18 protein-coding genes are annotated in these 16,494 nt (G+C 55.4%); 3 read left to right on the top strand and 15 right to left on the bottom strand.

The features are described from left to right. Positions 1–13: 13 nt before the first annotated feature. Positions 14–811 carry an IclR family transcriptional regulator gene (locus tag SHIM_RS16110; RefSeq protein WP_054003710.1) on the top strand — a complete coding sequence of 266 codons (798 nt, stop codon included), beginning with the start codon at positions 14–16 and terminating at the stop codon, positions 809–811. A gap of 37 nt (positions 812–848) precedes the next feature. Beyond that, positions 849–1,676, top strand: coding sequence for an amidohydrolase family protein (locus tag SHIM_RS16105; protein WP_054003709.1), 828 nt, complete (start codon positions 849–851; stop codon positions 1,674–1,676). A 188-nt stretch (positions 1,677–1,864) separates the two neighbouring features. On the opposite strand, the gene SHIM_RS16100 is transcribed toward SHIM_RS16105, so the two are convergent. The 15 genes from SHIM_RS16100 to dapE all read right to left on the bottom strand — a co-directional run bounded on the left by SHIM_RS16100 (position 1,865) and on the right by dapE (position 14,612). Then, complete coding sequence (locus SHIM_RS16100; protein ID WP_054003708.1) at positions 1,865–2,197, bottom strand: L-rhamnose mutarotase; 333 nt, start codon at positions 2,195–2,197, stop codon at positions 1,865–1,867. After that, entirely contained in the window at positions 2,191–3,051 is an 861-nt protein-coding gene (locus SHIM_RS16095; RefSeq protein WP_054003707.1) for an amidohydrolase family protein, read from the bottom strand. The genes SHIM_RS16100 and SHIM_RS16095 overlap by 7 nt, the downstream gene beginning before the upstream one ends. After that, positions 3,048–4,013, bottom strand: a complete 966-nt coding sequence (locus tag SHIM_RS16090) for an aldo/keto reductase (RefSeq protein WP_054003706.1) — start codon at positions 4,011–4,013, stop codon at positions 3,048–3,050. The genes SHIM_RS16095 and SHIM_RS16090 overlap by 4 nt, the downstream gene beginning before the upstream one ends. A gap of 9 nt (positions 4,014–4,022) precedes the next feature. Then, a complete protein-coding gene (locus SHIM_RS16085; protein ID WP_206541371.1) occupies positions 4,023–5,219 on the bottom strand; it encodes a UxaA family hydrolase in 1,197 nt (398 codons plus the stop codon). 3 nt (positions 5,220–5,222) lie between these two features. Further along, on the bottom strand, positions 5,223–5,522 hold the full coding sequence (locus SHIM_RS16080) for a UxaA family hydrolase (protein ID WP_054003704.1): 300 nt from the start codon (positions 5,520–5,522) through the stop codon (positions 5,223–5,225). Then, complete coding sequence (locus tag SHIM_RS16075; protein ID WP_054003703.1) at positions 5,519–6,421, bottom strand: GntR family transcriptional regulator; 903 nt, start codon at positions 6,419–6,421, stop codon at positions 5,519–5,521. Before SHIM_RS16075 ends, SHIM_RS16080 begins: the two co-directional genes overlap by 4 nt. Positions 6,422–6,460: 39 nt before the next feature. Beyond that, positions 6,461–7,132 carry an RraA family protein gene (locus tag SHIM_RS16070; RefSeq protein ID WP_054003702.1) on the bottom strand — a complete coding sequence of 224 codons (672 nt, stop codon included), beginning with the start codon at positions 7,130–7,132 and terminating at the stop codon, positions 6,461–6,463. Between the two features lie 11 nt (positions 7,133–7,143). Then, on the bottom strand, positions 7,144–7,923 hold the full coding sequence (locus tag SHIM_RS16065) for an SDR family NAD(P)-dependent oxidoreductase (RefSeq protein WP_054003701.1): 780 nt from the start codon (positions 7,921–7,923) through the stop codon (positions 7,144–7,146). Then, a complete protein-coding gene (locus tag SHIM_RS16060; RefSeq protein WP_054003700.1) occupies positions 7,916–8,950 on the bottom strand; it encodes a zinc-binding alcohol dehydrogenase family protein in 1,035 nt (344 codons plus the stop codon). Before SHIM_RS16060 ends, SHIM_RS16065 begins: the two co-directional genes overlap by 8 nt. Before the next feature lie 71 nt (positions 8,951–9,021). Then, on the bottom strand, positions 9,022–9,933 hold the full coding sequence (locus SHIM_RS16055) for a sugar ABC transporter substrate-binding protein (protein ID WP_054003699.1): 912 nt from the start codon (positions 9,931–9,933) through the stop codon (positions 9,022–9,024). Positions 9,934–10,034: 101 nt separating this feature from the next. Next, positions 10,035–11,027, bottom strand: coding sequence for an ABC transporter permease (locus SHIM_RS16050; RefSeq protein WP_054003698.1), 993 nt, complete (start codon positions 11,025–11,027; stop codon positions 10,035–10,037). Between the two features lies 1 nt (position 11,028). After that, a complete protein-coding gene (locus SHIM_RS16045) occupies positions 11,029–11,808 on the bottom strand; it encodes an ATP-binding cassette domain-containing protein (protein WP_054003697.1) in 780 nt (259 codons plus the stop codon). A gap of 631 nt (positions 11,809–12,439) precedes the next feature. Next, positions 12,440–13,027 carry a TIGR04282 family arsenosugar biosynthesis glycosyltransferase gene (locus tag SHIM_RS16040; protein ID WP_054003696.1) on the bottom strand — a complete coding sequence of 196 codons (588 nt, stop codon included), beginning with the start codon at positions 13,025–13,027 and terminating at the stop codon, positions 12,440–12,442. Between the two features lie 20 nt (positions 13,028–13,047). Then, the gene (locus SHIM_RS16035) at positions 13,048–13,470 is read right to left on the bottom strand and encodes a GNAT family N-acetyltransferase (protein WP_054003695.1); all 423 of its coding nucleotides are present in this window, start codon (positions 13,468–13,470) and stop codon (positions 13,048–13,050) included. Continuing rightward, positions 13,467–14,612 (bottom strand): succinyl-diaminopimelate desuccinylase, encoded by a 1,146-nt coding sequence (dapE, locus tag SHIM_RS16030; RefSeq protein ID WP_054003953.1) that lies wholly within the window; start codon positions 14,610–14,612, stop codon positions 13,467–13,469. The genes SHIM_RS16035 and dapE overlap by 4 nt, the downstream gene beginning before the upstream one ends. A gap of 309 nt (positions 14,613–14,921) precedes the next feature. Between dapE and SHIM_RS16025 the strand changes: the two genes are divergently transcribed. Beyond that, positions 14,922–16,490 carry a choice-of-anchor L domain-containing protein gene (locus SHIM_RS16025; protein WP_054003694.1) on the top strand — a complete coding sequence of 523 codons (1,569 nt, stop codon included), beginning with the start codon at positions 14,922–14,924 and terminating at the stop codon, positions 16,488–16,490. Positions 16,491–16,494: the final 4 nt, after the last annotated feature.

The following is a 16,494-nucleotide window of genomic DNA, read 5'->3' as shown; positions in this document are numbered from 1 at the left end:
GACGGGGTATGGTATGGCTGAAAAAGACGACAAGTACCGCGCGCCAGCGCTGGAAAAAGGCTTGGACATCATCGAGCTCCTTGCCAGTCACGGCGAAGGATTGACTCAGGGCGAACTCGCAAAGGCGCTGGAACGCTCGCCAAGCGAGATCTACCGTATGCTATCTACGCTTGTACGGCGCGGATACGTGATCCGCTCCCTGTCTGGCGACCGCTACTCACTAAGCCTCAAAATGTTTTCGATCAGCCAGCGCCACCCACCAATTGGGCGGGTGATCGAAACCGCCTTGCCGCTTATGCGCGCGATCACACGAAAAGCCTGGCAGTCCTGCCATATGGGCATGGAAAGCAATGGCGACGTGGTCATCGTGGCATCGGCGGAGTCGCCTGGAAACTGGGGGCTCGCACTCAAAACCGGCACCGTTGTGGGCCTCTGGAACACCGGAACGGGACGGGTTTTGGCCGCGTTTCGATCTGACGAAGACGTTGAAGATCTGATTTCCCAACACCGACGGGCCGTTGGGGAACCCGAGTTGGATCGGGCGGATTTTGATGGCCATATCCTGCGCATTCGTACAATTGGATACGAGAAAATGCCCTCCGCAACCACGATCGGAGTGACCAATATCGCCTTTCCGATATTTGGCCCCTCCGGCCATGCCGCCGCTGCCCTGTCATGTCCGTTTCTGGAACGGGTTGACGACCTTGAAGTACCGAGCCTCGACGAGACGGTCGAGATGTACGGTGCCTTGGCGCAGCAACTGACGCAAATTTACGGAGGCAAACTTCCGGAAACCGCAACGCGGGCCTAGCAGATCGTACATCTGGAAACTTACCGGGGACACGCACATGAAAATCGACGCACATCAGCATTTCTGGAAGCTCGCGCGCGGCGACTACAGCTGGCTGACGCCAGAGTTGGAACCACTCTATCGAGACTTTGAGCCGAAAGACTTAAAACCGCTTCTTAAGGCTGCGGGCATCGATGGAACCATCGCTGTGCAGGCGGCGGATACCGAGGCCGAGACCGAATACCTCCTGTCCCTCGCCGATACGCACGACTGGATCTTGGGCGTCGTTGGCTGGACCGATCTGGAGGCGCCAGATGCACCTGCAAAAATTGAACAGATGGCGCGGCACCCCAAGCTTGTCGGCTTCCGCCCTATGATCCAGAACATCGAGGATGATGCCTGGATGCTCAAAGACAATCTGCGCCCGGCGCTGGCGGCTATGGTGGCGCATAACCTGACCTTTGACGCACTGGTGATGCCACATCATTTGGGGCATCTGCTCACATTCCTGGGCAGGTATCCGACCTTGCGGGTGGTAATTGATCACGGCGCCAAACCCGAGATACGCGACGGCCATTTTGAAACTTGGGCCGAAAACATGACCCAGATTGCGAAAACAAGCCAGTCATTTTGCAAGCTGTCGGGCCTGACAACCGAGGCAAGTCCAGAGTGGCAAACAAAGGACCTCTTGCCATACATCGCGCAAATTCTGCGGGAATTCACACCGGCCCGTGTCGTTTATGGCTCCGACTGGCCAGTGCTGAATCTGGCATCCAGTTATGACGCTTGGTTGACCATCGTGCAGGACGCCGTGGAAAACCATGAACAAGACATTTTTGAAACCTCCGTGCACAGGGCCTATCCGCGTCTCAATCCGATCATCTAACGAACGGCTTCCGGTAAAAACGCCGTCATCCGCCCGGTTGGAATAGTCGCTAGGTTTTCCGGCAATTGCCCATAAAAAAAGGTGACAAACGTTGCGCATTTGGCTGCCGAGAATGCCGAGTGCCATCTCCCAAATCACTTTGGTGTTGGCATCCTGCGCTGATCAATTGGCCGATTGAGTGATGTGGTTTACGGCAAATAGAATACCTGCTCCATTCCGGCCCACCATTCGCCGTCTTCGCGAGTGTCCAGCGGACGCTGCATCGGGCCGCAGACGTCCCACCATTTCTGCATAACCTTGTGCTCAGCAATGGCAGCCATATCCGCTTCAAAGTCTGTGCCGGTATACTCCCAGTAACTAAACATCAGGTTTTCCGGTTCGCGGAGAAAAATCGAGTAATTGGTGATGTTGGACTGCTTTAACTGCGCCAGAACATCTGGCCAAACCTCAGCGTGAAGACGTTTGTATTCTGTGATGTTTTCAGGAGTGATACCGATCACCATCCCCATACGCTCTACCATTGGCTTGCCTTTTTGTCGTGGCCACAAAGGCCATAGAAGGCCGCCGCGTTTCGGCCCATAATCTTGGTGCGGTCTTCTGGCGAAAAGTCGGCCAAAATCGTGTCAACACTCTCGCGCCAACCTGTGTAGGAACTGGCAAGGTTTACCACCGGCCAATCGCTACCAAAAAGCACCCTGTCCGGACCAAAAGTCTGCAGCACATACCCGGCAAAAGGTGCCAGATCGGCCATTTTCCAGGTTGGACCAATCTCGGTGACCAGTCCGGAGAGCTTGCAGTGCACATTTGGCAGATCGGCCAGTCGGGCCATACCGTCCACCCAAACGTTGTCTGGTGCCTGCGCGCCGCCCATCTTCGGTTTGGCAATGTGATCTATCACGATCGCCAAGGTTGGATGCCGTTTTGCGATTTGTTCGATGGCTTCGAGGTGCCGTGGTTGGATAAGTGCATCAAAACAAAGGCCCAAATCGGCCATGTGAGACAAAGCTGGGGCAACAGTGTCCTGCAAAATCCAATCTGTGTCCGCGATGTTCTGCAGCATCGGACGCAGCCCCTTTAGCGCGGGATGCTGGTGGAGCCTATCAATGACGTCTATTGCGTCAATCGCTTCGAGATCGGTCCATCCGACGACACCAGCCACCCACTCCACATTATTCGCAATCTGCAAAAGAAACTCGGTCTCAGCCACCGTATCCGTAGCTTGCACCAACACCGTGTGATCAACGCCAGCTGCGCAAAGAAGCGGGGCCAAATCCGCTGGTTCAAAATCGTAGAAGATGTCGGCGACGGTTTCGTTTGGCCAGGGGTAATCGCCCCGTGCGAGCTTCCAAAAATGCTGATGTGCATCGATGATCACTGGTCTGTCACAATCATGCCACGGGTCTGGAGATCTTTCCACAAAGCGGCAGGTGCTGGCGCATTGAATTGAGTAATGTTGCGCTTGAGGGACGTCGCTTGGGTGGTGCCAATCAAAGTAGACGCCACAAGCGGATGCTGATCCGGATACTGGATTGCGGCCGCAGGCAGGGCGGTATCGTGCTGTGCGCACACGGCTTCGAGGTTGGCCACCTTTTCCAAAACCTCGGTGGGGGCAGGCGCATAGTTGTAATGCGCACCGGGGCGGGGACCAGTTGCCAAAATCCCTGAGTTAAAGACCCCGCCGATCACAAGGCGCACGTCATGCTGGCGCAAGAGTGGAAACAGGCGATGTTGTGCCGATTGATCTAGCAGGGTGTAGCGTCCTGCCAATAAGATCAGGTCCATCGCAAATTGCCCAACCAGTTCCTCACAGATTTCCACTGTATTGACGCCAAGTCCAACGGCCTTCACGATGCCGTCAGCTTTGAGCTCTTCCAGCGCTTTCACCCCGGATTCCAACAACTGGGACCGATGATGTTTGGTGTCGGTGCCAGCGTCAGGGTCGCCGATGTCATGCACAAACAGGATATCGATACGGTTCAATCCAAGCCGCTGAAAGCTGTCCTCAACCGACCGCATAATACCGTCGTAGGTGAAATCGAAATGTTGCTTGAATGGCCAGGCATTGTGAAAGCCATTGATGACCTTAGGCGGATGGCTGTCCGGTGTAAGCAAGCGCCCAACTTTGGTGGAAAGAATCCAGCCGTCTCGGTCCCGCAAGAAATCCCCAAGCAGACTTTCTGATGCCCCGTTTCCATAGTGCGGCGCGGTGTCAAAAAACCGTATGCCGTTATCCCAGGCGGTGGTGAGTACATCTTGAACGGCAGATTGGCTGACTGGTCGGTAAAGGCCAGAGAGCGCCGCTGTGCCTAGAGCCAGCCGGTGCGTATCATTGAGCATAAGGTTGCCTTAGTTGGGATGACATCCGGGCTCCGTAGGAGCCGAGGTTTTGTATGTTAGGACGAATTCGACGTGTCCTAGGTCTTCGGATGCGGTTTTCTGACCCTGACCAAGCGCCACCAATTTTTCCACAATCTCTGCCCCGACATCGTTCAATGTCGTGCCACCATCCAAAACCCGCCCGGCGTTTACGTCCATGTCCCCAGGCATGCGGTCATATGTTTCGGGATTGGCGCAAACTTTGAGGACCGGAGAAATAGCCGACCCCACCACCGACCCTCGCCCTGTGACAAAGATCACCGCGTGTGCGCCACAAGAAATCAGTTCAATGATTTCAGCATTATCGTTGATGTTTGGATAGCCATACTTGGGCGCCCCATCCGGTACGACGTCCAAAAGATATAGCCCGCCTGCCGGTGCTGTTTGGGCGGGCCGAAGAATACCCGAAATTTTGCTTTGACCCGACTTGGCATAGGCCCCGAGTGATTTCTCCTCGATCGTCGTCAATCCACCTGTGGCATTGCCGTTGGAGAAAGACCCGTATCCCATCGCTGCGTAATATTTGGCCGCTTTGTCCACAGAAGCGATGATCGCAGGGCGCAGCGCCTCATCGGCGGCACGCTCCGCCATCACGTGTTCACAGCCGATCAATTCACCCGTTTCTTCGAAAATGCAGGTCGCGCCCTCTTGCACCAACATGTCGAAGGCCACGCCCGCTGCCGGATTGCCTGTGATGCCAGATGTTGCATCTGAGCCGCCGCAAATGGTGCCAATCACCAACTCCGACACTTCCATTTCGACCTTTGGCGTCGCCATAATTTCGGCATGGGCTTGCTTCACCCAGTTTCGCCCAGCCTTAACAGCCGCGGCCGTCCCCCCCACGTCTTGAATGGTGATGATATCCACAGGGCGACCGGAGGCACGGATCGCCTCCGCCAATTGGATCTTTTTGAAATTTTCGCACCCAAGCGACACGAGCTGAACTGCGCCGACATTGGGGTGCGTGCACAGGGCCTCCATCATGTCTTGGCCGTAGTCTGAAGGAAAACAACCAGAAAAGCCGACGACTTGCACATCACTATCCGGAAAAGGTCGGGCAATCTGCTTGCAGACATGGTGCGCACATTCCACCAGATATGCGACCAGCACGACGTTGCGAATGCCTTTGCGGCCGTCTTGGCGCGGCCAAGCCATCATTGCGGTCATCATCTACTCCATCACCTCGACTTGGGTGTATTGGCTGGTCAGGTTATGGACATGGACATGCGCACCCAATGGGATGTCGGTCTCTGCAAAACCAATCGGGAAACCATATTTCACAATGTCCTGCCCCACAGGGATATGCTTCACAGCAAGTTTGTGGCCGAGACCCAGTGTTTGCGAGACAACTACGCGTTGCCCACTCAGGTTAATGCGCTCACCAGCCTCGATTGTTGCTTTCAAGACAGCGACATTGTCGCCGTCGGCCAACACCAAAATACGAGGATCGTTCTTTGGGTGTTCAGTCATGTTTCATGGTCCCATGTCACGCTGCCAAGAAGCGTTGAACGAGCGGCATTCAAGTGCGTTTGAAAGAGGTCGATGGCTCCGTCTTTGTCGCCAGCGGCCAATGCACGTATCACTGCTAGGTGCTGCTGGGCGGCCACTAGGTTTCGCTCGTGTTCATCCTTTTTGTTCCACCGATAATGGTAGTGAAAAATCACAGAGACCAATTCAAAAAAGTCGTCGATAAATCTGTTGCTGAGGCCGTCGAGCAAAATACGGTGAAATTGCTCATCAAGACGTGGAAAATTCAGATATTCGGCGTCGATATTGCGAATGATTTTCTCATGTGCCTTATCAAGGGCGATCAGCTGGGTGAACGTGGTGGCATCCGGCCCCGCATTCACAAGGGACTGGAAGGCACGCAGCTCAAACATCTCGCGCACATCAAACAATTCGATGGCAAAATCTTGTGTAAAGCCACGTAGTACCCAATGACGGTTGGGTTCTTTTTCGATCAGCCCAAAACGGGAAAACTTAATCAGGCATTCACGGAGCACCGAGGTGCTTGCACCAAACTCCCGCACCATTTCGCTCTCGTGTAAAATGGTCCCCGGCTTGAGATCACCACCAAGGATGAACTCCATAAACAAGGTTTCAACACGCGCGCTGGTCGACAGCGTTTCTTCCTGCGCAAAATAGTCTGACGGAACCGGTTTGCGCAGCACTGTTTTGGTGCGCCCAGACCATTGAATGATACCGCTTTCATTCAATTGAGTCAGCACGGCACGGACTGTGGTGCGGCTGATGCCGAGGCGCTGTGTCAATTCAACTTCGGACGGTAACGTGCCCTCGATCGGCAATGCCGCAACAAAATCCAGGCTGCGGTTGAGGCTGTCTTTATAAGTTGAATTGTCACGTGACATAAGATGGCTCAGTTTGTTTTTAAGGCTTAGATGACTGTCCTACATCACGCCAAAGGTTGCAAAGGCGTCTTGTGTCGACATGCCGCCCTTTATGGCGTTGGCGACGTCGTTTTCAGTTCTGACTTTGATCAGCGCATCTTCGATAGCTTGTCTCTCAATCTCTTGCGGAATGATCAGCACGCCCTCGTCGTCCGCAAAGATTAAATCGCCGGTTTGCACATCGACGCCCTCAACGGAAATTGGCACTCGATAATCAAGAACCTTGCCGCGTACTCCCTGATCTTGCGCAAAAGTGCCCCGCGAGAATGTCGGGAAACCAAGGCGCTTAATTTCATCGGAATCGCGAACAAACCCGTCCAAAATTGCACCCGCAGCCTTGAGATGTAGCGCACGGGTGGACATTAAGCCTCCCCAAAGTGCGAATTCAAAAGATGCACCCGAAGCGATATAGATTTCGTCTTCTTTTAGATCATCCAAGGCTTCAAACATGAGGCCAAACGGTTTCTCCGCGAGTGGGCCTTGCCCCTTACCCTCGAGGTAATCCGCCTCCAGAACCGTCATTGCGCGCCCTGCGATCTTGGTGCCACATACAAGCGGCTTAATGGATTGCGGCAAAAACTGCCTGCGATACCCCAACACGTCAAGGACATCGCCGATCACCGCAGTGAACAGCTTCTCTTTCATTATTGAAAACAGTTCTTTGTCGGTCATTTTTTTGCCCCTCAAAACCCAGTTGCCCCGCCACCGTCTACAAGCAGCACCTGCCCGGTGACGTATTTCGCGGCTCGTGCGCAAAGAAAGGCACAGGCCCATCCGATGTCTTCCGGATCGCCTAGGGTGCCCATGGGAATACGCCCCATAATCTTTGCCTTACGCTCGGGATCGCCTTTGGTGGCGGTGCGGAAGACATCCGTGTCGATCCAACCTGGCGCGACTCCGTTCACACGAATACCACTTTGCGCAAATTCTGCGGACAGGGCGCGGATCACTCCGTTGATCGCGGTTTTGGAGATTGTGTAGCCGGAAACATTGGGCTGCCCGATGTAGGCCGTCATCGAGGAAATGAAGAGCACAGACCCTTTGGTTCCCGCGTTCAACATGTCGCCCATCACGGCGCGACTCAATTCCAAAGCACCGCGTACGTGCACATCGAACACGCTGTCAAAATCGCCGAGATCTGACTGCATGAACAGTTTTTTTATGGTGTTGCCCGCGTTGTTCACAAGAATTTCAAATGGACCGTGATCAGCGCGCAATTGCGCTGCGGCGGCGGGAATAGCCGCAGTGTCCGTCAAATCCAGCACCTGATAGCGCGTACCCATGCCGATTTCAGCACAAGCCGCCTGCAGCACTTCTTCGCGTCGACCTGCAATTACCACCTTGGCACCGCTTTGAACGAGGCTTGTTGCGATGGCTTTGCCCAATCCTGTGCCACCGCCGGTCACCAAAGCGGTTTGCCCGTTCAAGCCGTATTGCTCTGTGAGACGAGTTGCGTCAGTCATGGCTGTTACCTTGCATGTCGATCATTACCTTAAAGATGTCTTGTCTGTTGGCTTCCCAGAACGGGAAGGCCTGCGCAGCCTCTCGCCAAGAAAAGACACGTGAAATCAGTTTTTGGGCCAATCCAGGCTGGGCTTGAAGATGGTCAATGACCGCCTCGAAATCGCTGCGTGTCGCATTTCGTGATCCCATGATGTCGAGCTCTTTGAGGTTGAAAAGTGACGTGTTGTAACTGACCTCGGATTTTGCGTAACCGACATAGACCACCCGCCCCCCAAAGCAGGCCAGATCCACAGCGCTGCGAAAGGTTTCAGGCAGCCCGACCGCCTCGATGACGACATCCGCGCCATGCCCATCGGTGAGCGCGGCCACCCGAGCAGGCAGGGATTCTGTTGATGGATTGATGACCTCGTGCACGCCCAGACTGCGCAGAGTTCCCTGTTTTGCATCGCTGATTTCAACGGCTATCACACGAGCGCCGCGTGCCAGTGCACCAACAACCGCACCAATTCCAATCATACCTGCGCCGAGGATGACCACAGTGTCGTGTTGGGTGATCGCGCCGCGCATCACTGCATGAAACCCAACCGACAGCGGTTCAACCAACGCTTGCTCACGCAAAGAGAGTTGGTCGTTCAGGATCAGGCGGTCATAAGGCACGATCAGTTGAGACGCCATCCCACCGTCGCGTTGCACGCCTAGAGTTTCGTTGAATTGACAAGCATTTGGTCGACCAGCGCGACAGGCAGAACAGCTCTTGCAAGCGGTATAGGGGATCACAATGGCCTTGGCACCGGATGCGTACTCTGTTGGCACATCGCAGCCCGTTTGCACAATTGTGCCACCGATTTCGTGGCCAGGAATGCGCGGCAGCGTGACCAGTGGGTTCAAGCCGCGAAATGTATTGAGGTCGCTGCCACACAAACCGACACACCCGACCTTCAAGAGGACGTCCTGCGGGCCCAATTCTGGCGTTTCCACCGTGGTGAAGGCAGTTTCGCCAATGGAGGTGATAGCCAATGCTTGCATGGGTTTAGGAGTCTTTCGGGTTGGTTTGAAAACAGCCGCCTGCCGTCGGCAGGCGGCCAAATTGAAACAGCTTATTTGAAGTCGCCGACGTTATCGGCGGTGATCAAGATGCCATCGATCGGAGTGAAACTCGGAACCTCTTCACCTTTGATCAGTCCGATGAGATTATTCACCGCCTCGGCCCCCATGCGCGTGTTGTCCTGCTTGATCGTCGCGGCTTGCTCACCCGCCTCGATGGACACAAGGTTTGCGGGATTTCCGTCAAAGCCAACGATGACCAAATCATCAATTTTGCCAAGCTCGGTGGCCGCGGAAACAGCGGCAAGAGCACCTGGATCCCAAGCCGAGAAAATAGCTTTGATATCCGGGTTGGACTGCAAGAAGTTGACGGTGGTTTCATAGGCGCAGGCATCTTGCCAATCGCAGATCTGGAAAATCACTTCGTGACCCGCGGCCTCTGCAGCGTTTTTGACACCGTCGCGACGCGCATTGCCGGTCTGGTGACCTGCTGATCCTCCAAGGATCAGGACCGATCCGCTGTCCAGTTTGTCGACAATATAGCTGCCGGCAATCGAAGCCGCCGCAAGGTTGTCAGTCTGAACCAGGCTGGCGACATGCTGGTGATCGATGCCCGTGTCCACGGCAACAACGGGAATACCTTTGCGCTTGGCGTTATCCAGCGAGGCATCAAAGGCGCGGTTGTCCACAGACCCAATAATGATGCCATCAACGCCCATGTTTATCGCGCGATCTACCGCATCTTTCTGCGCGGCAGCGTCCGCAGACGAGGCCGTCAGGTCAATAAGTTCAACACCCATTTCCTCAGCCTGAGCCGCGGCAGATTTCGCCACGCCAATCCAAAATGTATTATCGGTCGAATAGCCGGTGTAGGCGATGCGCAGATCGTCTGCGAACGCGGCCCCTGCCATCAATGCGGATACCGCAACGGATGCCACCATCCCTTTCAACGTGTTGATCTTCATTGGTCTTCCTCCCTTTTATTTCTATGAGTGCCCGAGATTTGGGCGGTCTTTTCCTGCGGGCGCTCCTCCGCACCTGTCAGAATTTGCTGATTTTCTTTGTGTTAGCGGCTTGGGCGGCGCCAGACGTCCCAATAGACCGCGAGAATAATGATGAGACCGATTGCAATACGCTGAACCGAAGTTCCGACACCAAGATAGGACAGCCCCACGATGATCGTTTGCATGATCAACATTCCGATTAGAGTTTTCCCAACCCCGCCACGGCCTCCAAACAAGCTTGTGCCGCCAATCACCACAGCGGCGATTGCAAACAACTCATAACTTTGCCCACGCGCCGGCATTGCAAAGTTCAGTTTGGAAACCTCCAGGATGGCCGCAGTTGCCGCGAGCACGCCGCCAAACATGTAGTAATAGATCCTGCTTGTGCGGACATTTACACCCGACAACCGCGCAACTTCTTCGTTGCCGCCAATGGCAAAAGCATGATTGCCCAACCGTGTTTTTGTCAGGAACACACCCGTCAAAAGCGCCACACCAAACATAATGAGCATCGGCACCAGATAACCCGATCCCAACATTTGAAAACTCTCGGGAAAGCGCGATAGATCCCGTCCGCTTGCAAGGATCTCGGCGATACCCTTATAGGCCGTCAGGCCACCCAAGGTGACAATGAAGGCCGGCACTTTGGTGAACACCTGAATGGTGCCGTTGAGCGCGCCCATTGCGGCCCCTGCCAGGAGGCCAATGAGAACCGCGATTGTCACCGGCAATTGGTATTCGGCCAAAGCAATACCCACGATTACACCAACAACCGCAAAAATTGAGCCCACAGAAAGATCAAGGCCACCGGAGATAAGCACAACTGTGGTACCGCACGCGAGGATGGCAAGAATGGACGCTTGGCCAAAAATGGATAGAAGAGTGTCGAGACTTCTGAAGGGTTCAGATAGGACGAAGAACACCAAGTAGATCAGAACAAGCGCCGCCAAAACTTGCCAAATCTGCAAGAACTGATGTTTCAAGACTGCAAAACTGGAACCGTCGGCGGAGGGTGTCGAAATCTGGGTCGAAGAGTTTTGGATCATATCTGTCATCTCAAGCGGCCTTGTCTTCGGATGCGCCAGTGATCAAACCGACAAGCGTATCTCCATCCACATCTTTTACGTCGCGCACAGCCGCCAGTCGTCCAAGGCGCAAAACCATGACACGGTCGCAATACTTCATGACATGCTGCATGTTATGCGTGATCATGATTACGGACAGGCCGTGGTCTTTCAGCGAGCACACTAGATCCATCGCCATTTTGCTTTCCCGCACGCCAAGTGCGGCGGTTGGTTCGTCCAGAATGGCGATTCGTTTCCCAAACATTACGGTTTTGGCCAGGGCCACTGCCTGCCGCTGACCACCTGAAAACGCTTCAGCCTCGCGATAAATATCCGCGATGCGAATATCGAGTTTTTGAAACAACGTGCGGATTTCGGCGTCCATTTTGCCGAAGTCGAGGGCGCCAAAAAGACGCCCCAAAATGTCATTTCGGACAATTTCTCGCCCGAGAAACATGTTCTTGGTAATGGACAGCTCGTTGACCAGCGCCAAATCCTGATAGACTGTTTCAATGCCAGCGGCTTTTGCATCAGTTGGCGAATTGATCTGCACCTCGTGGCCGTCCATTTCTATGGTGCCGGAGGTTTTGGGAATCGCGCCGGTTAGGGCTTTGATCAAGGTCGATTTTCCGGCGCCGTTGTCTCCAACGACCGCCAGCACCTCCCCCTCGCGCAGGTCAAGGTCTACGGCTTCGAGTGCAACGACTCCGCCGTAGTGCTTGCTAACGCCGCGGGCGCGCAGAATGGTTTTGTCGCCGACTTGGCTGGCCATCTATTGGTCCTATCTACAAAGCATTTTCAGAAGGCTTTGTTTTTCTATCTATTAAAAACACAACACGATTCGGTCAAATGTTTTTTTTCCATAAAAAACATAATGCACGAGGAAGCACCCGCGATCTGAGAAATTTATCTATTGAAAACAGGATATTGCCGGTCTGTCACTGCGCAAGAAATTGACCAACAGGGCTTGGCATAACTGATGCGCGCTTTGTTTGAGAAAATCATGGTCACATCGCGATGTCAGGTTGCATGCGCAAGCCGGACCCAAAATGAGCTCGCGGTTAATGTCGGCTTTCCGCAGCAAAAAGCCGCGACATTTTCGGACCGTCCAGGTGCTGTCGGCATTGCATTGTATCACCTGATCCTCTCGGCAGATGACAAATGCGACCTGATAAAACGTGACCCCGCTCCCGACCAGCACGCCACTGTTTACATGCTTCTTCGTCTGGTGCGCGCGTATCGCATCGATGAGTATCGCCGGACAGCAGTGCGTGCGTCTTCAACCTTAGCGTGGCTCCGCATGATCCTCATCCTTATCGCGTCAAGGGGCGCTGCCCCTTCTTGGGCTTTCAGCCCAATTCATCCCCGGGATATTTTTCGCAAAAGGAAGAGATTCGCGAGGCTCAGGCCGTCAGGGCTGAGCCGGGCCCAACCCGAAGGGGCGGGAGGTCTTTGGCGGTATCCACATCGGAAAGCGTTGCGACGGTGGCGATGAGGTGGTTTGGCAAGGAGGCACGGGTGTCGGCCAGTGCGTGCTCGGTGGACCAGCGCACGTTCTGAAAAAGCGTCGGTGGGGGTGGGGAAATGCGTTTGAGACCCACCAGCCAGTAACCCCCATCGGTGGCGGGGCCAAAAGAGGCGTCGTGAGCGCCAAGGCTGCGAAAAGCGGTGTGTACATGCGCGCGCGTGATGTCGGGAATATCGGCGCCGATAATGCAGACCGGCCCCGGCGGCATATGACGCATGATCCGACCCATTCGATCACCGAGATCGCCTGGGCCTTGTGGCACGCGCGGCACATCACGAGGCCATACGCGCGATATGAGACCTTCGACGTCAGGGGCAACCGCGAGTGTGATCTGCCAACGGGGGTCGCGCAGGCGGCGGATCAGGGACGCGGACTGATGTCGAAACCACCACGCAGCGGTGGTCAGGCCGATGTCACGTCCGAGGCGGGTTTTTACGCGCCCAGCGCGCGGTTCCTTGACCATGATCACCAAGTGTTGGTGTCTCACAGGGTGCGTTCCATGTCGCGATGGTCGATGCCGGCGTCGTCATAGACCGGCCCATAAGCGATAAAGCCCAGCGCCTCGTAAAATCCGATGGCGTGGCATTGCGCGCCCAACATGCAGCGGGCGACGTTTGATTGCGCCTCAAAATGCGCCACAGAAGCCTTGATCAGCGCGGCACCAAGACCGGAACCGCGCACGTCCTTGAGCACGCAAACGCGGGAAATTTTGCCGGTTCCGCCTTTGGTCAGCAGGCGGGCCGATCCAACCGGACGGCCCTCAATCGTGGCCAGAAGGTGCACCGCCTGATCATCCAACCCATCCCATTCGTCCTCATCGCTGACACCTTGTTCACCTTGGAAAACAATGCGGCGCAACTCTTCGCATGGCGTGTAGTCGGTGACGACTTCAATTGCCCATGTCATGCGAAATAATCTGCCAGGATACGAGTATAGATGTCTTTGAGTTGATGGATCTGATCAACCGGCACGTTTTCATCAACCTTGTGCATTGTCTTGCCGACCAACCCAAATTCCACCACCGGACAGTGGTTTTTGACAAAGCGCGCGTCGGACGTGCCACCGGAGGTCGAGAGTTCCGGCGTGCGGCCTGTTTCAGCTTGCACGGCGGCGGCGACCAGATCGGAGAGCGGCCCCGGGGGCGTGATAAAGCTTTCGCCAGAGATTTTCACGGTCATACCGATCTCGACGCCACTGTCGGCGGCAACCTCATCAACAAGCCCTTGCATCCAATCCGTGAGCGACGCGCCAGAGTGCACGTCGTTGAAACGGATGTTGACCGTAGCGCGGCATTCCGCGGGGATCACATTGGTGGCCGGATTGCCGGTGTCCATGGTCACAACGGCCAGCGTGGAGGCGTCAAAGTGGTCAGTGCCGGCATCCAGTGTGTGGCTGGACAGGCGATCCATCAGGCGCGCCATGGCCGGCAACGGATTTTTGGCCCGGTGCGGGTAAGCCGAGTGACCTTGGATGCCAGCGAAGGTGAAATAGGCCGTGAGCGAGCCTCGGCGACCGATTTTCATCATTTCGCCCATCTCATTGGGGCACGTTGGTTCGCCTACGAGGCAAACGGACATCTGTTCGTTTTCTGTGTCCAAGTATTCAAGGAGTGCAGTGGTTCCGTCCACGGCGTCGCCCTCCTCATCACCGGTGATGGTGAGGATAATTGCCCCCTTTGGCGGTGTGTTAGAGACAAAATCAATGGCGGCTGCCGCGAAAGCAGCAACGCCGGATTTCATGTCTGTGGCGCCGCGGCCAAACATAATGCCGTCGCGGATTTCGGCACCAAACGGGTCCGCTGTCCACGCGGCTTCGTCGCCAACAGGCACAACATCAGTATGACCGTTAAAACCAAACGTCTTGGCGTGGCCTTTGTCGCCCCAGCGGGCAAAAAGATTGGAAACTTCGCCACGGTCCACGCGGGCGCAGTCAAATCCGGCGGCGGAAAGCTGTTTTTCCAGCAAAACCAGCGCGCCGCCTTCGGTCGGCGTCACTGAGGGGCAGCGGATCAGGTCGGCGGTCAACTGTGCGGCGTCTGTGGCGGTCATGGTGTCCTCGTGGCGTGATTGCAGCGGTGTGTCTCTGGTTTCGCATAGGGCGGCAGGACCGGAAAGCCACAAATCCGTGGGCATCGCACCGGAAAACAGTGCAACCCCCTTAACACAAGAGAAAATTTGCTGTTAATTGGTTTCAATAACAATTGACCGAGGCAGGTCACCAGCAGTTTTGCCCCAAGGGGCCCTCATCAAAGACGTCAAAAATGACGCGTGATGGTTAGGAGTCGCACCGCAACAGTGGAGGTGCGCGCGCTGTTTGGTTCTGCTTTGGCACAGAGGCAGAGATCAAAGGCAGGCGGTATGCCAAGACTACCAGTGGATCGCGGTGCAGACGCGGAGGAGATGGCGGAAACCATCTTTGGGGACGGCGTTCAAGTCGTCGGCGCAACCTATACCGGCGACGGCAATGCGTCCGGTGTTTACACCAATGGCGGCTCGGTCTCTCCGGGTGTGACTCCCGGCGACAGCGGAGTGATCCTGTCCACAGGCAACGTGCGCAATTTCACCAACCGAAACGGCAACCCAAACCAAGACACCAACCAGTCCTCCAACATGAACGGAATTGACAACAATTCCACGCTGAACGGGTTGGCCGGTGCCAACACCTTTGACGGCGCCATTCTGGAGGTGCAGTTTATTCCCACGGGCGACACGATGACGATGCAGTTCGTATTCGCGTCAGAGGAATACCCGGAATACGTCAACTCGATCTATCAGGATTTTGTGGCCGTCCAGATCAACGGAGAGTTTGTACCTCTGGCGATCGGAAATGGCGAAGTGGATCCCGGCAACATCAACGGTGCCGAAAACGAAAGCCTGTTCATCGACAACACCGGTGGCGCCTACAACACCGAAATGGATGGGTTTACCCTGACGATGACGTTGACCATTCCGGTCAACGCGGGCGTTATCAACACCATTCAGTTCATCATCGCCGACGTGTCAGACAGCAGCTATGACAGCTCGTTGTTGATCGGCGCGGATTCGGTGCAGACCGCGCTGGTTGCCGAAACCGACACGGTGAATGTCGCGCTGAACGGCACCACCATGGTGGATTTGCTGGGCAACGACATCAACACCACCGGCGGCACTCTGACCATCACGCACATCGCGGGGCAACCGGTTGCGGTTGGCGTGCCGATAATGCTCGGGTCCGGACAGATCATCACGCTGAACGCGGACGGCACGGTTACCTTTGTTGGCGACGGCGACGAAGAAACTGTCAACCTGACCTATTTGGTCGAAAGTTCGACCGGTTCAACAGATACCGGATTTATCACGATCACGCAGGCGCCGTGTTTTGCCGCCGGAACCTTCATTCAGACGCCGTTCGGCGAGGTGCCCGTTGAGCATATCGCAGTTGATGACCTTGTAGAAACGTTGGACAACGGACCGCAGCCAGTGCGCTGGCATGGCAGCCGCACCGTCGAAGCGCGCGGCAAATTTGCCCCGATCCTGATTGACGAAGGCACCTTTGGCGACCACCGCGCCGTGACTTTGTCCCCCTTGCATCGCGTCATGGTCGGCGGCGCGTGGTCGGAATTGTTGTTTGGCGAAGAAGAGGTGCTGATCAAGGCGCGCGATCTGGTGAATGGCAAAACCATCCGTCAACTTGATGGCGGCACTGTGGAATATCATCACCTGTTGTTTGACGACCATCAGATTGTGTTCTCCGAAAAGTTGGCCACGGAAAGCTACCTGCCGGGACCGCAGACCTCGGCGAGTTTTGATCCGGAGATCGTCGCAGAACTCTGTGCGCTGTTTCCCGAACTTACCGACAATGACGGCACCGGATACGGACAGATGGCGCGTCCCGGATTGAAGACGTTTGAAGTGGCCGCAATGGCCAATTGGGCGATGGCGAGTTGAGGAG

This window comes from Shimia sp. SK013 (genome assembly GCF_001292625.1).
In the GTDB taxonomy this organism is placed as follows: domain Bacteria; phylum Pseudomonadota; class Alphaproteobacteria; order Rhodobacterales; family Rhodobacteraceae; genus Shimia.
This window is presented reverse-complemented; position numbering and strand designations above follow the sequence as displayed.